Genomic DNA, 15,850 nt, shown 5'->3' with positions numbered 1-15,850 from the left:
TCGAGTCGAGCCCACTCGCTGTCAGATAAAACGGCAGTTCGCGACATGCGTCAACTGTGCCACACGACCCCACGGATCATTAGGAGACACGCCCTAGCCACAAGCTCCGACGGCGATTCGTCCAAGGAACTTCAAAGGTCTGAATCAAAACAGCCTGTGTCATAAGCCGAACCCCCTACGGGACGCTTGACCTACCGCCAGAGGACCGCAAGCGCTCAGGCGACGTGCGCGAACGGCTCGCCACCATTGTGATCGACGACTTTAGTCGAAACGGTGACCGGTGTGTCGAATACCACTGCAGGAACACTGGAGTGGTATTCCTGCACTGTCCGTCTGCCAGACTTTGCGTGAACTGTGGCGAGTAGCTCTTGGTGGTAGCGGTAGTCCGGCGAGTTGGTAGCAAGTTTCCGAGAACACGGTAGCGCTGTTCGGCGGTTTCCTGCTCGGCTGTGAAATGACACGTATAAGGCGTTGTCGTTTCATTGTTAAGGGGCGGGTTGATGGCGGACTATCGAAAAATCTTGGGGCTATTGCTGGAGGGGCGCAGCTACCGCGACGTCGTCGAGATCGTGGGGTGCTCACATCGCGATGTGGCTCGGGTGCGGCAGGAGGTCGAGGCACGGGGTCTGACCTCGACCGTTACCGTCAGCGACATTGAGCTGGCGGAATGGTTTCCTGACGGGCGCCGTAAAGTGTCCGACGAGTATGGCCAGCCCGACTTGGCGCGGGTGTTGGCGTCGATGAAAGCCAACCGGCACTTCACGCTGCTGCTGGCCTGGCGCCGCTACGTCGACACCAAAGACGCGGGCAAGAAGTACGGGTACTCGCAGTTCTGCGCCCTGTTCACCGGTTACCTCCGCACCCACGATCTCGTCGCGGTGCTCCGCCACGAGCCGGGGCGAGCGATGCTCGTGGACTGGGCCGGCGACACGATGGACATCGTCGACACCATCACCGGCGAAGTGGTCCGAGCCATCCTCTTCGTCGCGGTGCTGCCGTTTTCGGGACTGATGTACTGCCGCGCCTATGCGGATATGAAGTCCCCAGCCTGGCTCGACGCCCACGTTCAAGCGTTCGCGTTTCATGGCGGTGTCACCCAGATAGTCGTGCCCGATAACCCGACGACGTCGACCCACCGAACCCACCAGAATGATGCGGAGCGGGCCGTGAACGCCCGGTATCAGCAACTCGCTGACCACTATCAGACAGCAATTGTCCCGGCCAGACCAAAAAAACCGCGCGACAAGGCATCAGCCGAGAACGCGGTGAACGTCGTCAACAAACGCGTCATCGGCTACCTCGAGGACGATGTCTTCACGACACTGAACGAGTTGAACACAGCAATCGAGGAACGCGTGCGGGAAATCAACCATGACATCCGCCGCGCCGACGACACCACCCGGTGGGAACGCTTCGACACCGAGGAACGCGAGCTGCTCAGCCCGCTACCCGATATCGGCTTCGAAGACGTCGAGTGAAAAGAGCTCAAAGCCGCCCGGAACTACCACGTCACCTGCGACACGCAACGCTATTCCGTGCCGTTCGCCCTGGCCGGCAAACTCTTGAGGGTCCGAGTGACGTCGTCCCGCGTGACGATCTTCGACGGCAACGACAGCATCTGCGAGCACCCGCGGTTGACGGGTCGCAAGGGCGAGTACTCGACTCTTCCGGAGCATGTTCCGCCGCAGCACCGCGATATCGACGGGTTGTGGTCGAGGCGTTGGTTCATCGACCGGGCGCGCAGCGCCGGGCCGGCGACGGTCACGGTGATTGAGCAGATCCTCGACAGCCAGGCGATCGAAGCGCAGGGCTATCTGGCCTGTCAGAACATCCTCGACGGCCTCGGCAAGAACAACCGGGAACGGCTCGAGGCGGCCTGCCAGGATCTCGTCAACCGCCGAGCTCATCCGACGTATTCGACGTTGAAACGGTTGATGGCGGCGATCGATAGTGATGCGAAGAAGCCCCGGCCGGTGACCCCGGCGGCCTCGACCCGCAAACGCAGCAACACCGTCGTGTTCCGCGACACCGTCACGGACGTTTATGTCCGTGACGCGTCGCACTACGCCCGAAACGAGGACGGAAAATGACGTTCACAAGCGTTGACTATGACAAGTTCCGCGCCCTGCGCGTGACCCACGTCGCGACCCGGCTGGAGGAACTCATCCAAGACGAAGCCAACGACACCCTCACCCCCGAGCAGCTGTTCCTCACCGCGGTCGACGACGCGTTGGAATCCCGACGCGTCAGCCGCGTCGACAAACTCATCCGCCAAGCAGCGCTCCTGATCCCCGGGGCCACCGTCGCTGAAGTCGACTACCGCGAGGGACGCGGCATCACCGCCGTCAGAATGCGGCGCTATGCCGCCCATGACTGGCGCGTGGATGCAACCAACCTGCTCATCATCTCGCCCACCGGCGGCGGGAAAACCTACCTCGCTTGCGCGCTGGCCATCGGCGCCTGCCACAGCGAACACTCCGTTCTCTACTTCCGGATGGACGACCTCGCCCGACGGCTTGTCATCGCTCGCGGTGACGGCATCGCTCATCAGAAGCTGTTGAACGAGCTCTCTAACATCGATTTGCTGATCATTGACGATTTCCTCACCGTCGGCGTCGACAGCGACGCAGCCAGCGACCTCTTCGCGATCCTCGCGAACCGTGAACACCGGCTGCCGACGATGATCGCCTCGCAAACGGGACCCGCGCACTGGGTCGCCGAGCTGCCAGACCGGGTCGCGGCGGACTCGATCGTGAACCGCCTCGCCAACAACGCCCGCATCATCAACCTCGGCCAGATCGACATGCGCCAGCACCGCAACGACCAAGCCCGCGCCGAGAAGACCTACTGGGAGTAACACCAAAGCGGCCCGGGCACCACGCCCGAGCCGCTACCATGTCGGCAGAACCGCGCTACCAAGTGTCTGGACTCGCGCTACCATCAGGCGCTACTCGCCAGTGGGGCCGTCCGGCTCCGGGAAATCGACGCTCCTGAACATCGTCGGACTTCTGGACAGACACACCAGCGGCGAGGTGCGGTTCCGAGGCGCGCCTCTTCCGCGTATCAACGGCCGGGCAGCATCGGCCCTGCGCCGCGACCACATCAACTATCTCTTCCAGTCGTTCGCCCTCATCAGCGCCTCGACCGCCATGGAGAACATCTTGATCAGTCTCCACGGCGTGAGAGGGCGGCGGCGAACGAAAGAGAACCAGATCATGGACCTGCTGGGCCGGCTCGGTCTGCAGCACGTAGCCCACGACAAAGTCATGACGCTCTCCGGAGGTGAGCGTCAACGGGTCGCCCTCGCGCGCTGCATCCTAAAACCAGGCGAGTTAATCCTTGCGGATGAGCCCACCGGAGCCCTTGACGATGCGCTGGCGGAGATCGCGCTCATCGAGATGCTCGACCTGCAAAAGGACTACGGCAAGACCCTGCTCGTCGTCACCCATGACCATCGGGTTGCCGACCGATGCGACCGTGTCTTCGAACTCGTCACGAAGTCGCGGCGCGATGTGCTGACCGTCGACCACGAGCTTCGACGCTGATCCCCGCTTCAATGCTGACCTCCGACGCGCTCGTGTCGATCGTCAGCCTTCTCTCCTCAGCTCACGCGGAGGGATGATTCTGCGCCAGGTCACGGACGGAGCCGCCCGGACGCGGGACGCCAAGCGTGCTCCCTCCACTGACATCCAACAGCGAACCGGTACTGCGTCGGGATGCGGGGGAGAGGAGAAAACGGACGGCGTCGCTGATCACCTCCGGCTCGGCGATTCCGCCGAGCGCCGCGAAGGCGCCGAGGTGATCCCGGACCTTCGCGAACTTGTATCCGGGATGACCGTTATCGGTGAAGCCGGCGACGACGGCATTGATTCGGATCCCCCGACGGGCAAGGGGCTCCGCCGCATGCCTCGTCAACGCTTCAAGGGCTGCCTTGGTCATCACATAGATGATGTCGCCCGGGCTCGAGAACGTGACGCCGGCCGACGAAATGTTCACGATCGACGATCCGTCCTCCATGAGAGACGAGAGTGCTTGCGTGAGGAGGAATGGGGCTCGGACGTTCACCGCGACGTAGCGATCAAAAAGATCCGCCGTCGTGCTGCCGAAGCCAGGGCCGAGAACGAGGGCCGCGTTATTGATGAGCCCACGTAGTCGCCACGATTCGTTCTTCCTCAAGAGCGCGGCGACGGCATCGACAAAAGCCTCCGCCCCGGCACTCGTGGATAGCTCCGCCTGCACTGGGATGCATGTTCCGCCTTTCTGCTCTGCGGCGACACGGAGCGCCTGCGCGCCGATCGCATCCGTATGGAACTGAGCGATGACAATGTGTCCGTCGTCGATCAGCCCGTCTACGATCACGTGACCGAGACCACCCGTCGCACCCGTGACGACGACGACGCCGTATGGCGGCACCTCGGTCATGAGCCTGCCAAGTTCATGCGGAGCGGTGCTAGCGCGCTACGAGCGGTCCGCTCCAGGATGTAGCCCGCATCGGCCCAGGCATCGCGGAAAGCGATCAGCTCCTTCGCCCCGATCCCTGCGGCCACGACGATCCAACTCGCCTCGACAACATCGATGTCTTGGCGGATCCGGCCCATACGCCGCGACTCCTGCAACGCCTCCGCGACGAAGCTCTCCCAGGTTCGGAATGGGTCGATGCGGCGCTCCGGGAACGCCCCGGACCACCGGCTCGCGATGACGACGCCGGCACGAATCTTTGGATCGCGTGCCAGGTTGTCGCCGACCATGCGGAAGGCCGTGACGATCTTGTCGAGAGGATCGGACCGCTCCGAGGCGATCACCTCCTTGATGCGCCTCATGCTGGCGCTCTCGATGTCCAGGATCAGATGCGCCACCTCACGCAACTCGTCCGACGATACCGGGCGGCCGAAGGCGGACTCCAAGCTTCGAGTGGAGAACTCATCGAGTTCCGGGGCTAGGAAGTAGTCGGCGACCGCCGACAACTCGGCATTCGGAATCATGCCGGTTGCTCCTGATAAGCGAGCGACGCGACGGCCTTGACTCCGTCAGACGCGATCGATTCGACATCGACGACGTGCACTACCGCATCGCCCCGAGAAATACTGCGCCGACCGAGCAGTCTCGTCGCGGTCGACAGAGGGCCAACGCTTGGCCCGACCCGTGCGGAGAAGTCGATCACCAATCTGCGCAACCACAGGTTGCCGGTCTCTCTCCGCCCTCGTCCGGTCGCCGCAACCAGCGCGACCTGGGTGAGCTGACCCATCATGGACACGTACGTAACCGCTGTAAGGCCTGGCCAGAGGCTGCCGTCGGTTCCGGAAGCAGCCACATTTGCGCTCGCGAACTCGGCTTCGTGCGAACCCTGCACACCATTCGGCGAGACAATCCACAGACGGGTACGGATCTCGATGTCCCGATAGGCCGATCCGTACACGGTTCGAGATGTCGCCGACGCATCCGGGCGCGAATCGGAACGGCGCGACTGCGTCCTCGGAACGAGGCACAATTCCGTTCGCAATGACCCGACGCGCGCGCGAACAGTGCGACCACCGTCATCCTGTCGGGCAACCTCCAGCGTGACTGGCACGCGGTCGAGAGCGAACCACGGCGACGCGCCCGCATCAATCCGAAGACCCGTCAATACCTCGGAAGCATCGGCCGGCCGACGACACTGATCGATCAGAAGGAGAGGAATGAGGATCCCATCTATCGAGGTCAGATGCGGAGCCTCGGCCGAATCGTCATCGCGACACTCGGGTTCTACACGGACGATCGCAGCCGCGTGGCCGGACTCCGACGCGACGGTGTACCGCCTGCGTCGGTAACCGTCACCGAAATAGCGGTCTTCGGCCACACCCAGAAAGTCTTCAAACGACGCCGTCTCGTAGCCGCCCGTCATCTTCCCATCCCGCAGATCTCGAGTCACATTACAAAGTCTGCTGTATATCTTTGGTTAATGCCACACGCGGTGGCCGGATGACGCGGTGCGGCTGAAAGAATTGCTCAATGAGCAACCGACGCATGGGAAGACCGATGGATCCCGAGATACAGAACGCCCTGCTCGCGGCGGCTGAAGCTGTGATGGTCGGGCCGGGCTTCTCCCAGCTCACTGTCGACGGCTTGGTTCGATCAATCGGCTCGACGCGACCGACCTTCTACCGGCGCTACCTCAGCGTCGCCCACATCGCCTTCGACGTGATTGCGTCGAAGTTCGGTACCGGGGAGCCGCCGTCGACCGGTTCACTGCTCGGCGACCTCGAGACGCTGCAACGAGCCGACATCGCGATGTTCTCCTCCGACCTGTTCCGCAAGAACCTGCCCGGCCTCCTCGAGTCGATACGAACCGACGACGCCATCCGGCAGCTCTACGGAGACGCCTTCGTCGCTCGCCGTCGAGAGAACCTCGGCCGAGTAATCGAGGCGGCGATCGAACGGGGGGAACAAATTCGCGCCGACTGGGATCTCGACCTCGTTTCTGACGTGCTCGTCGGGCCCATCCTCGCTCGGACACTCTTGCCAGGAACCGCGGTACTCGACGACGACCTCGCTTGCGTCACTGCCCGCGTTGCGTATGGCGTTCTCTCCGAGCGCCGGGATCGACGTCCCGGCGGCTCATGACGCCAGCGCTCAAGCGATCCGATAGCGTGTCAACCAGCCGCCAATTCGCTGGCCCCAGCAGACCAAGTGCAAATGGCGATCGAGACGACGGAGTATTGGCCGAAATTCGCCCGTGCAGGAGAGTGTGCCAACTCGTGCAGGCGAGTTCGGACATTTGAGGCTCCCAAGGGTTTCCGCCTTGGTATCGTGCTCGAAACTCATTGCCGAAATCAAAGTGCTGCAAGGGAGCAAAGTATGTCTATCTGGGGTGTACCCCAACTAGGCGTCAGACATCCTCATCAAAAATTGTCAGGATAGGATCACATTCTGTGTGAACTTCGGCGTTCGGTGGCGGTGTTCTGTGATCGCTCTGTGTCGCTAGTTTCCGATGACGAGGATGCTCGCGGCGGCTTCGATGACGTCGTCGGTGATGGTTTCGAGCTGGTTGATCTGGAGGATGCGGGCGATCTGCGGGAAGAGCCGCTCGAAAGTCGAAAGTTGCCGCGTGTGATGCGTGCGATTGCTGCGATTGCTTGGGCGTCGGTGAAGTCGTCAGGATCGAGGGTTCGGCCGAGTCGTTTCCAATGCCGGTTGAGGACGAAGAGTAGTTCCTCTCGGCCGAGAGCACGGTAGCGGTGGGAGAATCCGAGGCGGCTGTGTAGCTGGGCGTAGTGGCGGAATCTTTGGTCGATGCCGGGCATCCCGATGAGGATCATCGAGAGGTGGGTGCGGTCGTGGCGGTCGCGAAGTAATTCCAGTGCGGTGGGCGTGAGGCGTTCTGCTTCGTCGATAATTAGCAGTTCTACCAGGTGTGCAGCTCGTCCCGGTTTGAGACAGATCCAGCAGCTTTCTCGCTGGGTTCATTCAGACTGACTCCGCAAGGTATATACATTACAGACGCGCCCGTATACTCCCATATATCTATTGGGTTCTGGGGGCCATCTTTATGAGAGTCTTGAAATGCAAAATAATCGGATGGGCAGGCCGCATGTCTCCGGAATCACGGAGACGCTTCTCGAGGCTGCGGAGCGCATCATGATGGGGGAGGGCTACGCCGCGCTGACGGTCGATGGCCTCGTGAACGAAATTGGCACCACGCGCCCCACCTTCTACCGTCGCTTTCCGAACATCGCGCATTTAGCGCTCGAAGTGATCAAGACGCGGTTCGGCGGTGTCAACAACGTCGATACCGGATCACTCTATGAAGATCTCCTCGTGCTTCAGCGCGAAGAGATCGCCATGTATGCCTCCCCTCTGCTCCGCAACAACCTTCCCGGCATCCTCGACGCTGCTGGCGCTGACGAGACTCTTCGCGATCTGTGTGACTCACAGTTTGCCAGCCCACGCCGATCAAATGTCGCCCGTGTCATTGACGCAGCCGTACAACGTGGCGAGATCGACGGAGCTGGAATCGATATCGAATACTTCTGCGACATGCTTGTCGGGCCGGTGCTCTCCCGTGCACTCCTCCCGACAGGGGCGCCGCTCGACGACCAACTCGCACGGCTCACGACAGAATCCGCCGTCATGTGGCTCAATAACCGACTTCACACGGAAAATTGATTCACCGGCTCCGTTGCCGCGCCGCTCGGAGCATCTATGTGCCTAAACGGCACCCAAATTCTCCGACAGCACCGGAACGAACCGACCGAGAAACCTGCCATGCCGGTGCCCGCAGGAAACTCAGCGCCCACTGGTCGACCGGCTATGCGATTCGCAATCTCCAAGCCGACGATGCAGCGACAGATGTCCTCACCTCAGCCGCCTGATTACCGCACCTCCCGGCGCTTACACCCGGGGGCGGCAGATCGAGTTCGCTTTCGACGAGTCGATACCCACCAGCCCTGCCCCGTTACCTTGTAAGTAGCCCTTGAAGCTTTGCTTCTGAAGGGTGTTGGCCTGTTAGGCCCGGCATGGTTATTGCCCCCAGTCATTGATGATCCGGGGGGTGTTGTCACCGGGCCTGACTGGTACTCGATGCCGTGGATAGGCCAACCGATCCGCATGGCTGACAGGGGAACTCATGATTGAGAACTACGACAGCGTCGACGTGTTCATCGGTGTTGACGTCGGGAAAAGCGAGCATCACGCGGTCGCGTTGGACCGCACCGGGAAGCGACTTTACGACAAGGCCCTCCCGAATGACGAAGCAAAATTGCGCGCGGTCATCCGCACGCTGAAGCTGCGCGGCCAAGTGCTCCTGGTCGTTGACCAGCCCGAGACCGTCGGCGCGTTGCCCGTCGCCGTCGCTTACGCCGAAGGCATCCTCGTCGGGTATCTGTCGGGCCTGGCGATGCGGCGCATCGCCGATCTGCACCCCGGCGAAGCGAAGACCGACGCCCGCGACGCGGCGATCATCGCCGAGGCCGCCCGGACCCTCCCGCATGCGCTGCGGCCGCTGCGCCTCGAGGATGAGCAGATGGCGGAGCTGTCAATGCTGTGCGGCTTCGCACGATGACATCGTCGGCCAGATGACCGCGACCAGCAACCGGATCCGGGGGCTGCTGATGCAGGTCCACCCAGCCCTCGAGCGGGTTCTCGGCCCGCACCTCGACCACCCGGCCGTCCTGGACCTGCTGCAGAAATACCCGACACCGACCGCGATGAAGGCCGCCGGCCTGACCCGGCTTGGCACGCGCCTGCTCAAGCTCGCGCCGCGGATCGGGCGCCGCCTGGCCGAGGAAATCTTCGAGGCCCTCTCCGAACAGACCGTCGTCGTCGGCGGCACCCACGCGACGCGCGCCGTGCTGCCGCGCCTCGCCGAACAGCTGACGACGCTCCGGCATCAGCGCGCCGAGATCGCCGTGGAGGTCGAGGAGCTCGTCGAAGCCAACCCGCTGGAACCGATCCTGACGAGCATGCCCGGGGTGGGTGTGAGGACCGCCGCCCGCCTGATCACAGAAGTCTCGGGCAAGAAGTTCTCCACCGCCGGGCACCTCGCCTCCTACGCCGGCCTCGCCCCGGTCACCCGGCGATCAGGATCATCGATCCGCGGCGAGCACCCGTCCAGACGAGGGAACAAAGCCCTGAAACGAGCACTCTTCCTCTCCGCCTTCGCCGCGCTAAGCGACCCCGTCTCCCGCACCTACTACGACCGCAAGATCGCCCAAGGGAAACGCCACAACCAAGCCCTCATCGCCCTGGCCCGACGCCGGTGCGACGTCCTCTACGCCATGCTCCGCGACGGCACCATTTATCAAGCCCAATCACCCTCCACCCCTTGACGAACTACCTAGAGGCACCCCGACCTCCTGCTCCAGGAGGCTGGGGGCGCAGCCCTGCTGCCTGCCGCCACTACGCCATCCGCAGCCTCATTCTCGACGCTGACCTCGAAGGGGGCCGAGACTCACGACTTGATATCCGTCGTCGCGGCTCTCTACATCCCCCGCCCGCCCCTTGCCGAGCAATGAGCTTCAGCCTGAGGGGGCGACACCCCTACCGGAACTTCCGCGTCGTGTTTCTGCCCAAACAACCACTCCTGACCGATCCCGCGCGTCGTCAAACGCAGGTGGATCACATCCCATGCAAAATGCGCACGCCACCACGCGTGGTCCCAACCGAGTCGGTCTCGAAGACAAGCCGTGGTCATCGACCCAAGCAAAATTATCATGCTGGGGCGTTCCAGCCCGCTATTCCTCAATCGATATCAGTTGAATAACGTTCCGCTATAGTGTGGAACGTAAGTTTGATTTCTACCCCAGTGATAGGCCACGTTGATAAGGACGACCGACCGGGATCTCTGATATCGGCGTCGCTCTCACTGAAAGAGGAAACCATGAAAAATCGTTGGAAAAACACCATTGCTGCACTCGCCATTGCCGCGCCACTAGCGCTCAGTGCTGGACCCGCGTACGCAGCTACCGAGTATCCCACCGAGGGCGGCACGTGGAACTACGGCAATACGATGGGCCATAACTATTCCGACTACATGCTTGAGACGCGGCATGCCTCCACCGTAATCTGCGGCGACAGAACGAACCGAGTTGCGGCCGACGGGTACAAGTGGTCGAACGCTGCCCTGACTGCTGTTAGCGGGTGCGGCTTCTGGTACGACCCCATGTAGCATTGCGGCCGTGATTACGTTGATGTTTGTACCAAACAGCGCTGTAAACAGCGCTAGGAAAGGATCGGCGTGATCACTCTCGCTCGTCATGTGCACCCACTCGTTTGGATTGCCAGCGCGTGCACATGCGGCCTACTTTTCCTGCTGGGCGCACTCAGCTACCAGGTGATTGATCGCGAACAGCCGCCTGGCACGAGTGCGTTCATGCAGGTTCAGCAGGTAGGCACGAGCGAAGCCAAGGCCATCAGCGCTCTTGAAGAAGCGGCGCACACCCAGAATATTAACCTGTTGCGGGTGGGGGCGAACCCCGCAGGCCCCTCTGCGGCACCGTGGTACTTCGCTTTCGTCGGAGACCGCGGCCTGTTCGACGCTACGATTCCGGACGGTGAGTATCCGGCGTTCTCACCCGCGTCCACGCCGGAGGTCTTCGAGGGCGCGGAACTCATGAGTCTGAACCAGCCGATCCGTGGGACTTACGCGGTGCAGGGGCAGGCCACGGATCTCGCGGGACTTGGTGTCACACTGGGCGACGCTGGGCTCACGGTCACGACCCAGAAAGTCGACGCATCGCGTAGCTATCTAACTGGGTTGCTCCTCTCTTCCTCGTGGCCAATCCTGCTTGCCTCGGTCATAGCGCTTGGGCTCGTCATCATTTATTGGGTCGCGTTCAGCCGGAAAGCGACTGCATTGCAGGAGTTCCACGGCTACCGCAGGCGGCGGCTGATCCGCAATCAGGCGTCGGGTCTGATCGTCGTCTATGCGACCGCGGCTGCTGCCTCCGTAGGCGTCGGATCCGCAGTACTGGGTTTCTACAATGGCTGGAACCAGTACAGCCAGTTCATCTGGTGGGCGTGTGTGCCAATGCTGATTGTCGGTGCGATCGCACTAGGCGTGTCACTGATCGCATCAACTGCGGCGCTTCGTCTGCCAGGATACAACGCCGTTAAAGGAGCCCGCCCAATGCGGCTGCTCGCCGCCTCGGCGATTCTCTCGCAACTGCTCATGATCGTCCTGGTATACGCCTCCCTCGCGCAAGCAACAGGGGGTATCGCGACGATAACCGCCGACTCACGCACCTTCGACAGCTGGGCATCTGAAGAAAATAGCCTCACCGTTCAGATTAACCCCAATGCGTTTGAAGATCCCGCGTCTAAATCGTTCGAGCCGGACGTCGCAGCAGCGTACCGGTCGTTCGGCAATATCTTCACCGCGCTGGAATCCGAAGGAAGCGCAGTCCTCAGTTTCCATCAAGGCGACAAACACACCGACACAACGGGAGCTCCGCTGTCCAGCTATGACCCGCTCGGCGGAAACTCACTCGTCGTTAACAATAATTATCTAGACCGGCATGAAATCCTTAACGAGGATGGTACGTCTGTTAAGGATCTCCCCCCCGCAGCCCGAACCGTTCATCTACTGATCCCGGAAAGCATGTCCTCGTACACAGATCAACTCACTCAACGGTGGGCTGCGTCTACAGTCGCTGAGTATGACCCAATCGACGGTACGGAGCCCGAGGAACCCCTCCAGATCATTTCGCACATCGTGAAATCGGGCCAAGCCGTATTCAACTACGGCGACACATGGCGCATGGAGCACTGGACTCAACAGGATCCCGTAATCGCTGTGGTCTCATCGCAGACCGACTATTTCAGTGATTACATCCTCCTGGGCGTTGCGGCGAACGATGGCAACGTCATCTTCGCGGATGGAGAAAAGTTTCAGGCCCTGGCTGATGAGGCGGGGCTCACGTCTAGGTTCTCTTCGATCAGCAGTCCCGCCACGCACGCGGCCCAGGAGCTGCGCGATAGGAACACGGAGCTTCGCGTAGCTCTGGGCAATGCCTTGCTCGGCTCACTTACCTTGATCGTCACTGTGCTGCTCCTCGCGGCCATCTATGCAAACGCAACACGATATTCCTCGTTTCTGAAGCGCACACAAGGATGGAGAGGACTGCGAATTCACTGGATTTTTTTGGTGTCCATCACCGTGATCAGCGCGGCTGCTGTCACAGCAGCCACCATACTTCTCCGACCCGCTGCCTACACCAATGACCGAACGGGCATCGCCGTCGCCGTGATAATGGCTCTACTCATCGGCCTCGTGGTCTTCTTCGCAACTGCGAGTTTCGACCGACGAGCGCGCGCCGATCTCATCAAACAGCGTTGACCCCGCCGCAGCATACCGACCGAAGGATTCAACCGTGCACCGCAACACTACGACGTCACTCCCCGTTCGCGTTGAGGGCGTCGAAAAGAAGTTTGGTCGCCGCCACCTATGGAGCGACGTGAACTTCGAAGTTCACCCCGGGCAGATGCTTGCTCTGGCTGGTCCCAGCGGGTCAGGGAAGACGACCCTGCTCAACTGCATAGGCCTGCTCGAGCGAGTTGACGCTGGCACCATCACCTACGGCACTCGTGACGCAACACGTCCGAGGCGCGGCCTTCGACGACGGCTGTACCGAGACTCGATCGGATTCCTCTTCCAAGACTCCGGCCTCGTCGACTCGTGGACCGTGTACGACAACGTCGCCATCGCTCTTGGGCACCAGCGGCTGAGCAGAAGGAATAAGCAACAACAAGTCGAGAATGCTCTCGAACGCATGGGCATGGGCGGAAATTCAGGCGACCGAGTGCATACCTTGAGCGGAGGAGAACAACAACGAGTTGGCTTGGCCAGGCTGCTCCTGAAAAATGCGCAGATCGTCCTCGCGGATGAACCCACCGCATCACTCGACCATGGCAACTCCGAGATGGTCATTGGCGCGCTGCGTGATCTTGCAGATGGAGGTGCTGCCGTCGTCATCTCCACCCACGACGACCGAATAATCGAAGCAAGCGACGGAGTTGTACGCCTCGCAAGCGGCACTCGCGAGCGTGGTGCAGACGCGGTCGTTGGATGGCAGTAGTCCCGGTGAAAAGAGCTTAATGGCACTCCTGTATCGGCGCGGGCCGTGGTCGTGACATTTACCTGTTAACGGCGACCAAAAATAGGGTCAGTATTGCCAAGCGGCACTCTTGGCCCTATTTTCGGTGGGCGTCAACAGCCGGTCGGGGGCGGCGTTCTGTGATCGTTCCGTGTCGCTAATTCCCGATGACGAGGATCCTGGCGGCGGCTTCGATGACGTCGCCGGTTGGACTTCGCGAGTTCTGCCGGCGTTGCCGGTTCTGTGCGGGTCCCGTAAACGGAGATCACCTGGTGTCTTAGAAAGCTAGAGCTTTCCAAGACACTCGATCCCCGCTCCCCCATCGGTCCCCACCCACAAGGTGGCGGGCCGCTCGGTGTCCCATAAATATGTCTCACCGTAAAACGTCTCAGGTGACTGGCGAGACGGGGTTTGTGAGTCACAATGGACGAATGAGGCATATTGGGTACACGCGTGTGAGCACATCGAGCCAGGATGCGCAGCTGCAGCTCGACGCGCTCGTCAATGCTGGCGTGCAGAAACGCGACGTGTTCGCTGACGTCACGTCAGGGAGCAAGACCGCGATCGAACGGCCCGGGATGAAGAAGCTCCTCGGGTACGCCGAACCTGGTGACACGGTCGTCGTGTGGCGAATCGACCGGCTCGGCCGCTCCCTCATCGACGTCCTGAACACGGTGAACCTGCTGGGCGAGCGCGGCGTCCAGGTACGATCCATTTCGGATGGCATCGACCCGGCGACGTCGACGGGCCGGCTGATGCTGAACATGCTCGCCACCCTCGCCGAGTACGAGCGCGAACTTATCGTCGAACGCGTCAATGCCGGAATTGCTGCCGCCCGGCAGAACGGGACGCGCTTCGGTCGTCCGCTGTCCGATCCGGTCGTGATCGCCGACAAGCTCCAGCTCGTGGCAGAAGCCCGCGCAAAAGGCCGCACCGCCAAGGATGCAGCGCAACTGGTCGGCTGGAGCCGTGCCACCCTTTACCGTCACCAGCAAGCCAAAGCAGCCCTCAAGAGCACGACGCCCTAAGGAAGCCGTCCGACGGCCCAGAGCGGTGCCGGACTCGCCGGGACGCCCTGCTTGGCGACACGCTCATCCTTCGAGGACGAGCTTGTCTATTCCGCCGAGGGTTCCTCAGCCCAGTCGAGCGCGGCAGTGAGTTTCTCCTCGTTGGGCAGCGCGTTGCGCTCGGCCGCCGGCAGGGTGTCGTAGGTATACGTCGACACGGCCATCGGGGCATCGGTCTGACCCAAGGAGTAGCGGACGGTGTGATCGTTACGGCTGCCGCAGATGAGGATCCCGACCGTTGGATTATGCGCAGGGAGGCGGAGTTTGTCGTCGACAACGGCGATATAGAAACCGAGCTTGCCGGCGTACTCGGGCTGGAACTTCCCCGTCTTCAGCTCGACGACGACGTAGCGGAGCTGGACGACGTGGAAGAACAACAGGTCCAGGTAGAAGTCATCCCCGCCAACGTCGAAGTGCACCTGGCGGCCAACGAATGCGAAGCCAGCGCCGAGTTCGCGGAGGGTTTCTACGATGCGGTCCATCAGGGACTGTTCCAGGTCCCGCTCGGCGGCCTGGTCGGTCAGCTCGAGGAAATCGAAGACGTAGGGGTCTTTCGCGATCTGCTGCGCGAGCTCCGACTCAGCTGCGGGAAGTTGCCTAGTGAAATTGCTCGGGCCCGACCCGACCCGCTCATGGGTACGGTTCATAATTTGGTTCATCAACACGTTCCGTGACCACCCGTGTTCAACGGCGGCTTGGGCATACCAAGTACGCGTGCGGGCATCGTCGAGCTTGTCCAGTAGAACCGTGATGTGGCCCCACGGCAATTGTCCAACAGCCTGTTGGACGATTACGCCCTCTCCTGGCCACGCCACCGCGAACGCCCTCATGTAGAAAAGATTGCTGCGAGAGAGCCCTGTCATCTGAGGGAATTCGGCTCTGAGATCAGAAGCCAATCTGCCCACGACACCACTCCCCCACGCTTGGCTTTCCTGCTGGGCGAGTATCTCACTCCCGATACCCCAATACAGTTCGAGGAGCTGGGTGTTGACCACCCGCTGAGCCCGCACCTGCGCATTCCGAACGCGCACCTTCAGACCCCGTAAAAGTTCGGCGTATCCCTCAGGGAGGGCGAGCTCGGTGTGCGTGGTCATGTCCTTCATTCTGTCCGATGCGTGGCGGATAGTCGTAACTGGTACGGGTAGTCCACGATGTTGGTACCGCTATTCCGGGGAGTTGGAACTGGCCGGGGAGGTGAAACTGGCCGGGATGGCG

The 15,850-nt window shown here is 61.6% G+C and carries 13 protein-coding genes and 3 pseudogenes; 11 read left to right on the top strand and 5 right to left on the bottom strand.

The genetic code is table 11. From position 1 onward, the window contains the following. Window positions 1-500: 500 nt before the first annotated feature. The 4 genes and pseudogenes from istA to D6T64_RS01165 all read left to right on the top strand — a co-directional run bounded on the left by istA (window position 501) and on the right by D6T64_RS01165 (window position 3,545). Complete coding sequence (istA, locus tag D6T64_RS22785) at window positions 501-1,478, top strand: IS21 family transposase (protein ID WP_233550759.1); 978 nt, start codon at window positions 501-503, stop codon at window positions 1,476-1,478. A gap of 15 nt (window positions 1,479-1,493) precedes the next feature. Continuing rightward, window positions 1,494-2,090, top strand: a pseudogene (locus D6T64_RS22780) (Mu transposase domain-containing protein); the annotation flags it as partial. Then, window positions 2,087-2,857: an ATP-binding protein gene (locus tag D6T64_RS01170; RefSeq protein WP_119970633.1), complete on the top strand. Its 771-nt coding sequence runs from the start codon at window positions 2,087-2,089 to the stop codon at window positions 2,855-2,857. The pseudogene D6T64_RS22780 and the gene D6T64_RS01170, both read left to right, overlap by 4 nt. 100 nt (window positions 2,858-2,957) lie before the next feature. Further along, window positions 2,958-3,545 (top strand): ABC transporter ATP-binding protein, encoded by a 588-nt coding sequence (locus tag D6T64_RS01165; protein WP_119970631.1) that lies wholly within the window; start codon window positions 2,958-2,960, stop codon window positions 3,543-3,545. Window positions 3,546-3,606: 61 nt separating this feature from the next. On the opposite strand, the gene D6T64_RS01160 is transcribed toward D6T64_RS01165, so the two are convergent. The 3 genes from D6T64_RS01160 to D6T64_RS01150 are packed head-to-tail and all read right to left on the bottom strand — an operon-like array spanning window position 3,607 to window position 5,881. Further along, window positions 3,607-4,422 (bottom strand): SDR family NAD(P)-dependent oxidoreductase, encoded by an 816-nt coding sequence (locus D6T64_RS01160; RefSeq protein WP_119970629.1) that lies wholly within the window; start codon window positions 4,420-4,422, stop codon window positions 3,607-3,609. Then, entirely contained in the window at window positions 4,419-4,982 is a 564-nt protein-coding gene (locus D6T64_RS01155) for a hypothetical protein (protein WP_119970627.1), read from the bottom strand. Before D6T64_RS01155 ends, D6T64_RS01160 begins: the two co-directional genes overlap by 4 nt. Next, a complete protein-coding gene (locus D6T64_RS01150) occupies window positions 4,979-5,881 on the bottom strand; it encodes an AvrD family protein (protein WP_119970625.1) in 903 nt (300 codons plus the stop codon). The genes D6T64_RS01155 and D6T64_RS01150 overlap by 4 nt, the downstream gene beginning before the upstream one ends. Before the next feature lie 134 nt (window positions 5,882-6,015). On the opposite strand from D6T64_RS01150, the gene D6T64_RS01145 reads away from it, so the two are divergent. Continuing rightward, complete coding sequence (locus D6T64_RS01145; protein ID WP_158594754.1) at window positions 6,016-6,600, top strand: TetR-like C-terminal domain-containing protein; 585 nt, start codon at window positions 6,016-6,018, stop codon at window positions 6,598-6,600. Between the two features lie 357 nt (window positions 6,601-6,957). Here the strand turns inward: D6T64_RS01145 and D6T64_RS01140 are convergent. Next, window positions 6,958-7,388, bottom strand: a pseudogene (locus D6T64_RS01140) (AAA family ATPase); the annotation flags it as partial. Window positions 7,389-7,539: 151 nt separating this feature from the next. Between D6T64_RS01140 and D6T64_RS01135 the strand changes: the two are divergent. The 6 genes and pseudogenes from D6T64_RS01135 to D6T64_RS01110 all read left to right on the top strand — a co-directional run bounded on the left by D6T64_RS01135 (window position 7,540) and on the right by D6T64_RS01110 (window position 14,596). Further along, on the top strand, window positions 7,540-8,142 hold the full coding sequence (locus tag D6T64_RS01135) for a TetR/AcrR family transcriptional regulator (RefSeq protein WP_119970621.1): 603 nt from the start codon (window positions 7,540-7,542) through the stop codon (window positions 8,140-8,142). A 460-nt stretch (window positions 8,143-8,602) separates the two neighbouring features. Beyond that, window positions 8,603-9,803 (top strand): annotated as a pseudogene (locus tag D6T64_RS01130) (IS110 family RNA-guided transposase). A gap of 551 nt (window positions 9,804-10,354) precedes the next feature. Continuing rightward, window positions 10,355-10,642, top strand: a complete 288-nt coding sequence (locus D6T64_RS01125) for a lactococcin 972 family bacteriocin (RefSeq protein WP_119970619.1) — start codon at window positions 10,355-10,357, stop codon at window positions 10,640-10,642. A gap of 69 nt (window positions 10,643-10,711) precedes the next feature. Beyond that, window positions 10,712-12,811 (top strand): hypothetical protein, encoded by a 2,100-nt coding sequence (locus tag D6T64_RS01120; protein WP_119970617.1) that lies wholly within the window; start codon window positions 10,712-10,714, stop codon window positions 12,809-12,811. A gap of 34 nt (window positions 12,812-12,845) precedes the next feature. Then, window positions 12,846-13,550, top strand: coding sequence for an ABC transporter ATP-binding protein (locus D6T64_RS01115; protein ID WP_198418594.1), 705 nt, complete (start codon window positions 12,846-12,848; stop codon window positions 13,548-13,550). Window positions 13,551-13,999: 449 nt separating this feature from the next. Further along, window positions 14,000-14,596, top strand: a complete 597-nt coding sequence (locus D6T64_RS01110; RefSeq protein WP_119970615.1) for a recombinase family protein — start codon at window positions 14,000-14,002, stop codon at window positions 14,594-14,596. Between the two features lie 86 nt (window positions 14,597-14,682). Here D6T64_RS01110 and D6T64_RS01105 read toward each other — a convergent pair whose 3' ends face one another. After that, window positions 14,683-15,729 carry a PDDEXK nuclease domain-containing protein gene (locus tag D6T64_RS01105; RefSeq protein WP_119970613.1) on the bottom strand — a complete coding sequence of 349 codons (1,047 nt, stop codon included), beginning with the start codon at window positions 15,727-15,729 and terminating at the stop codon, window positions 14,683-14,685. Between the last annotated feature and the right edge of the window lie 121 nt (window positions 15,730-15,850).

It is taken from the genome of Cryobacterium melibiosiphilum, from assembly GCF_003602235.1.
GTDB lineage: Bacteria > Actinomycetota > Actinomycetes > Actinomycetales > Microbacteriaceae > Cryobacterium > Cryobacterium melibiosiphilum.
Note: the sequence above shows the minus strand (reverse complement) of the source record. Positions and strands in the feature narration are given on the sequence as shown.

What these genes read in the sequence shown, in the direction of transcription:
- istA (WP_233550759.1), top strand. Translation starts at nt 501, where the DNA reads ATGGCGGACTATCGAAAAATCTTGGGGCTATTGCTGGAGGGGCGCAGC.
- D6T64_RS01170 (WP_119970633.1), top strand. Translation starts at nt 2,087, where the DNA reads ATGACGTTCACAAGCGTTGACTATGACAAGTTCCGCGCCCTGCGCGTG.
- D6T64_RS01160 (WP_119970629.1), bottom strand. Translation starts at nt 4,422, where the DNA reads ATGACCGAGGTGCCGCCATACGGCGTCGTCGTCGTCACGGGTGCGACG.
- D6T64_RS01155 (WP_119970627.1), bottom strand. Translation starts at nt 4,982, where the DNA reads ATGATTCCGAATGCCGAGTTGTCGGCGGTCGCCGACTACTTCCTAGCC.
- D6T64_RS01150 (WP_119970625.1), bottom strand. Translation starts at nt 5,881, where the DNA reads ATGACGGGCGGCTACGAGACGGCGTCGTTTGAAGACTTTCTGGGTGTG.
- D6T64_RS01145 (WP_158594754.1), top strand. Translation starts at nt 6,016, where the DNA reads ATGGATCCCGAGATACAGAACGCCCTGCTCGCGGCGGCTGAAGCTGTG.
- D6T64_RS01135 (WP_119970621.1), top strand. Translation starts at nt 7,540, where the DNA reads ATGCAAAATAATCGGATGGGCAGGCCGCATGTCTCCGGAATCACGGAG.
- D6T64_RS01125 (WP_119970619.1), top strand. Translation starts at nt 10,355, where the DNA reads ATGAAAAATCGTTGGAAAAACACCATTGCTGCACTCGCCATTGCCGCG.
- D6T64_RS01110 (WP_119970615.1), top strand. Translation starts at nt 14,000, where the DNA reads ATGAGGCATATTGGGTACACGCGTGTGAGCACATCGAGCCAGGATGCG.
- D6T64_RS01105 (WP_119970613.1), bottom strand. Translation starts at nt 15,729, where the DNA reads ATGACCACGCACACCGAGCTCGCCCTCCCTGAGGGATACGCCGAACTT.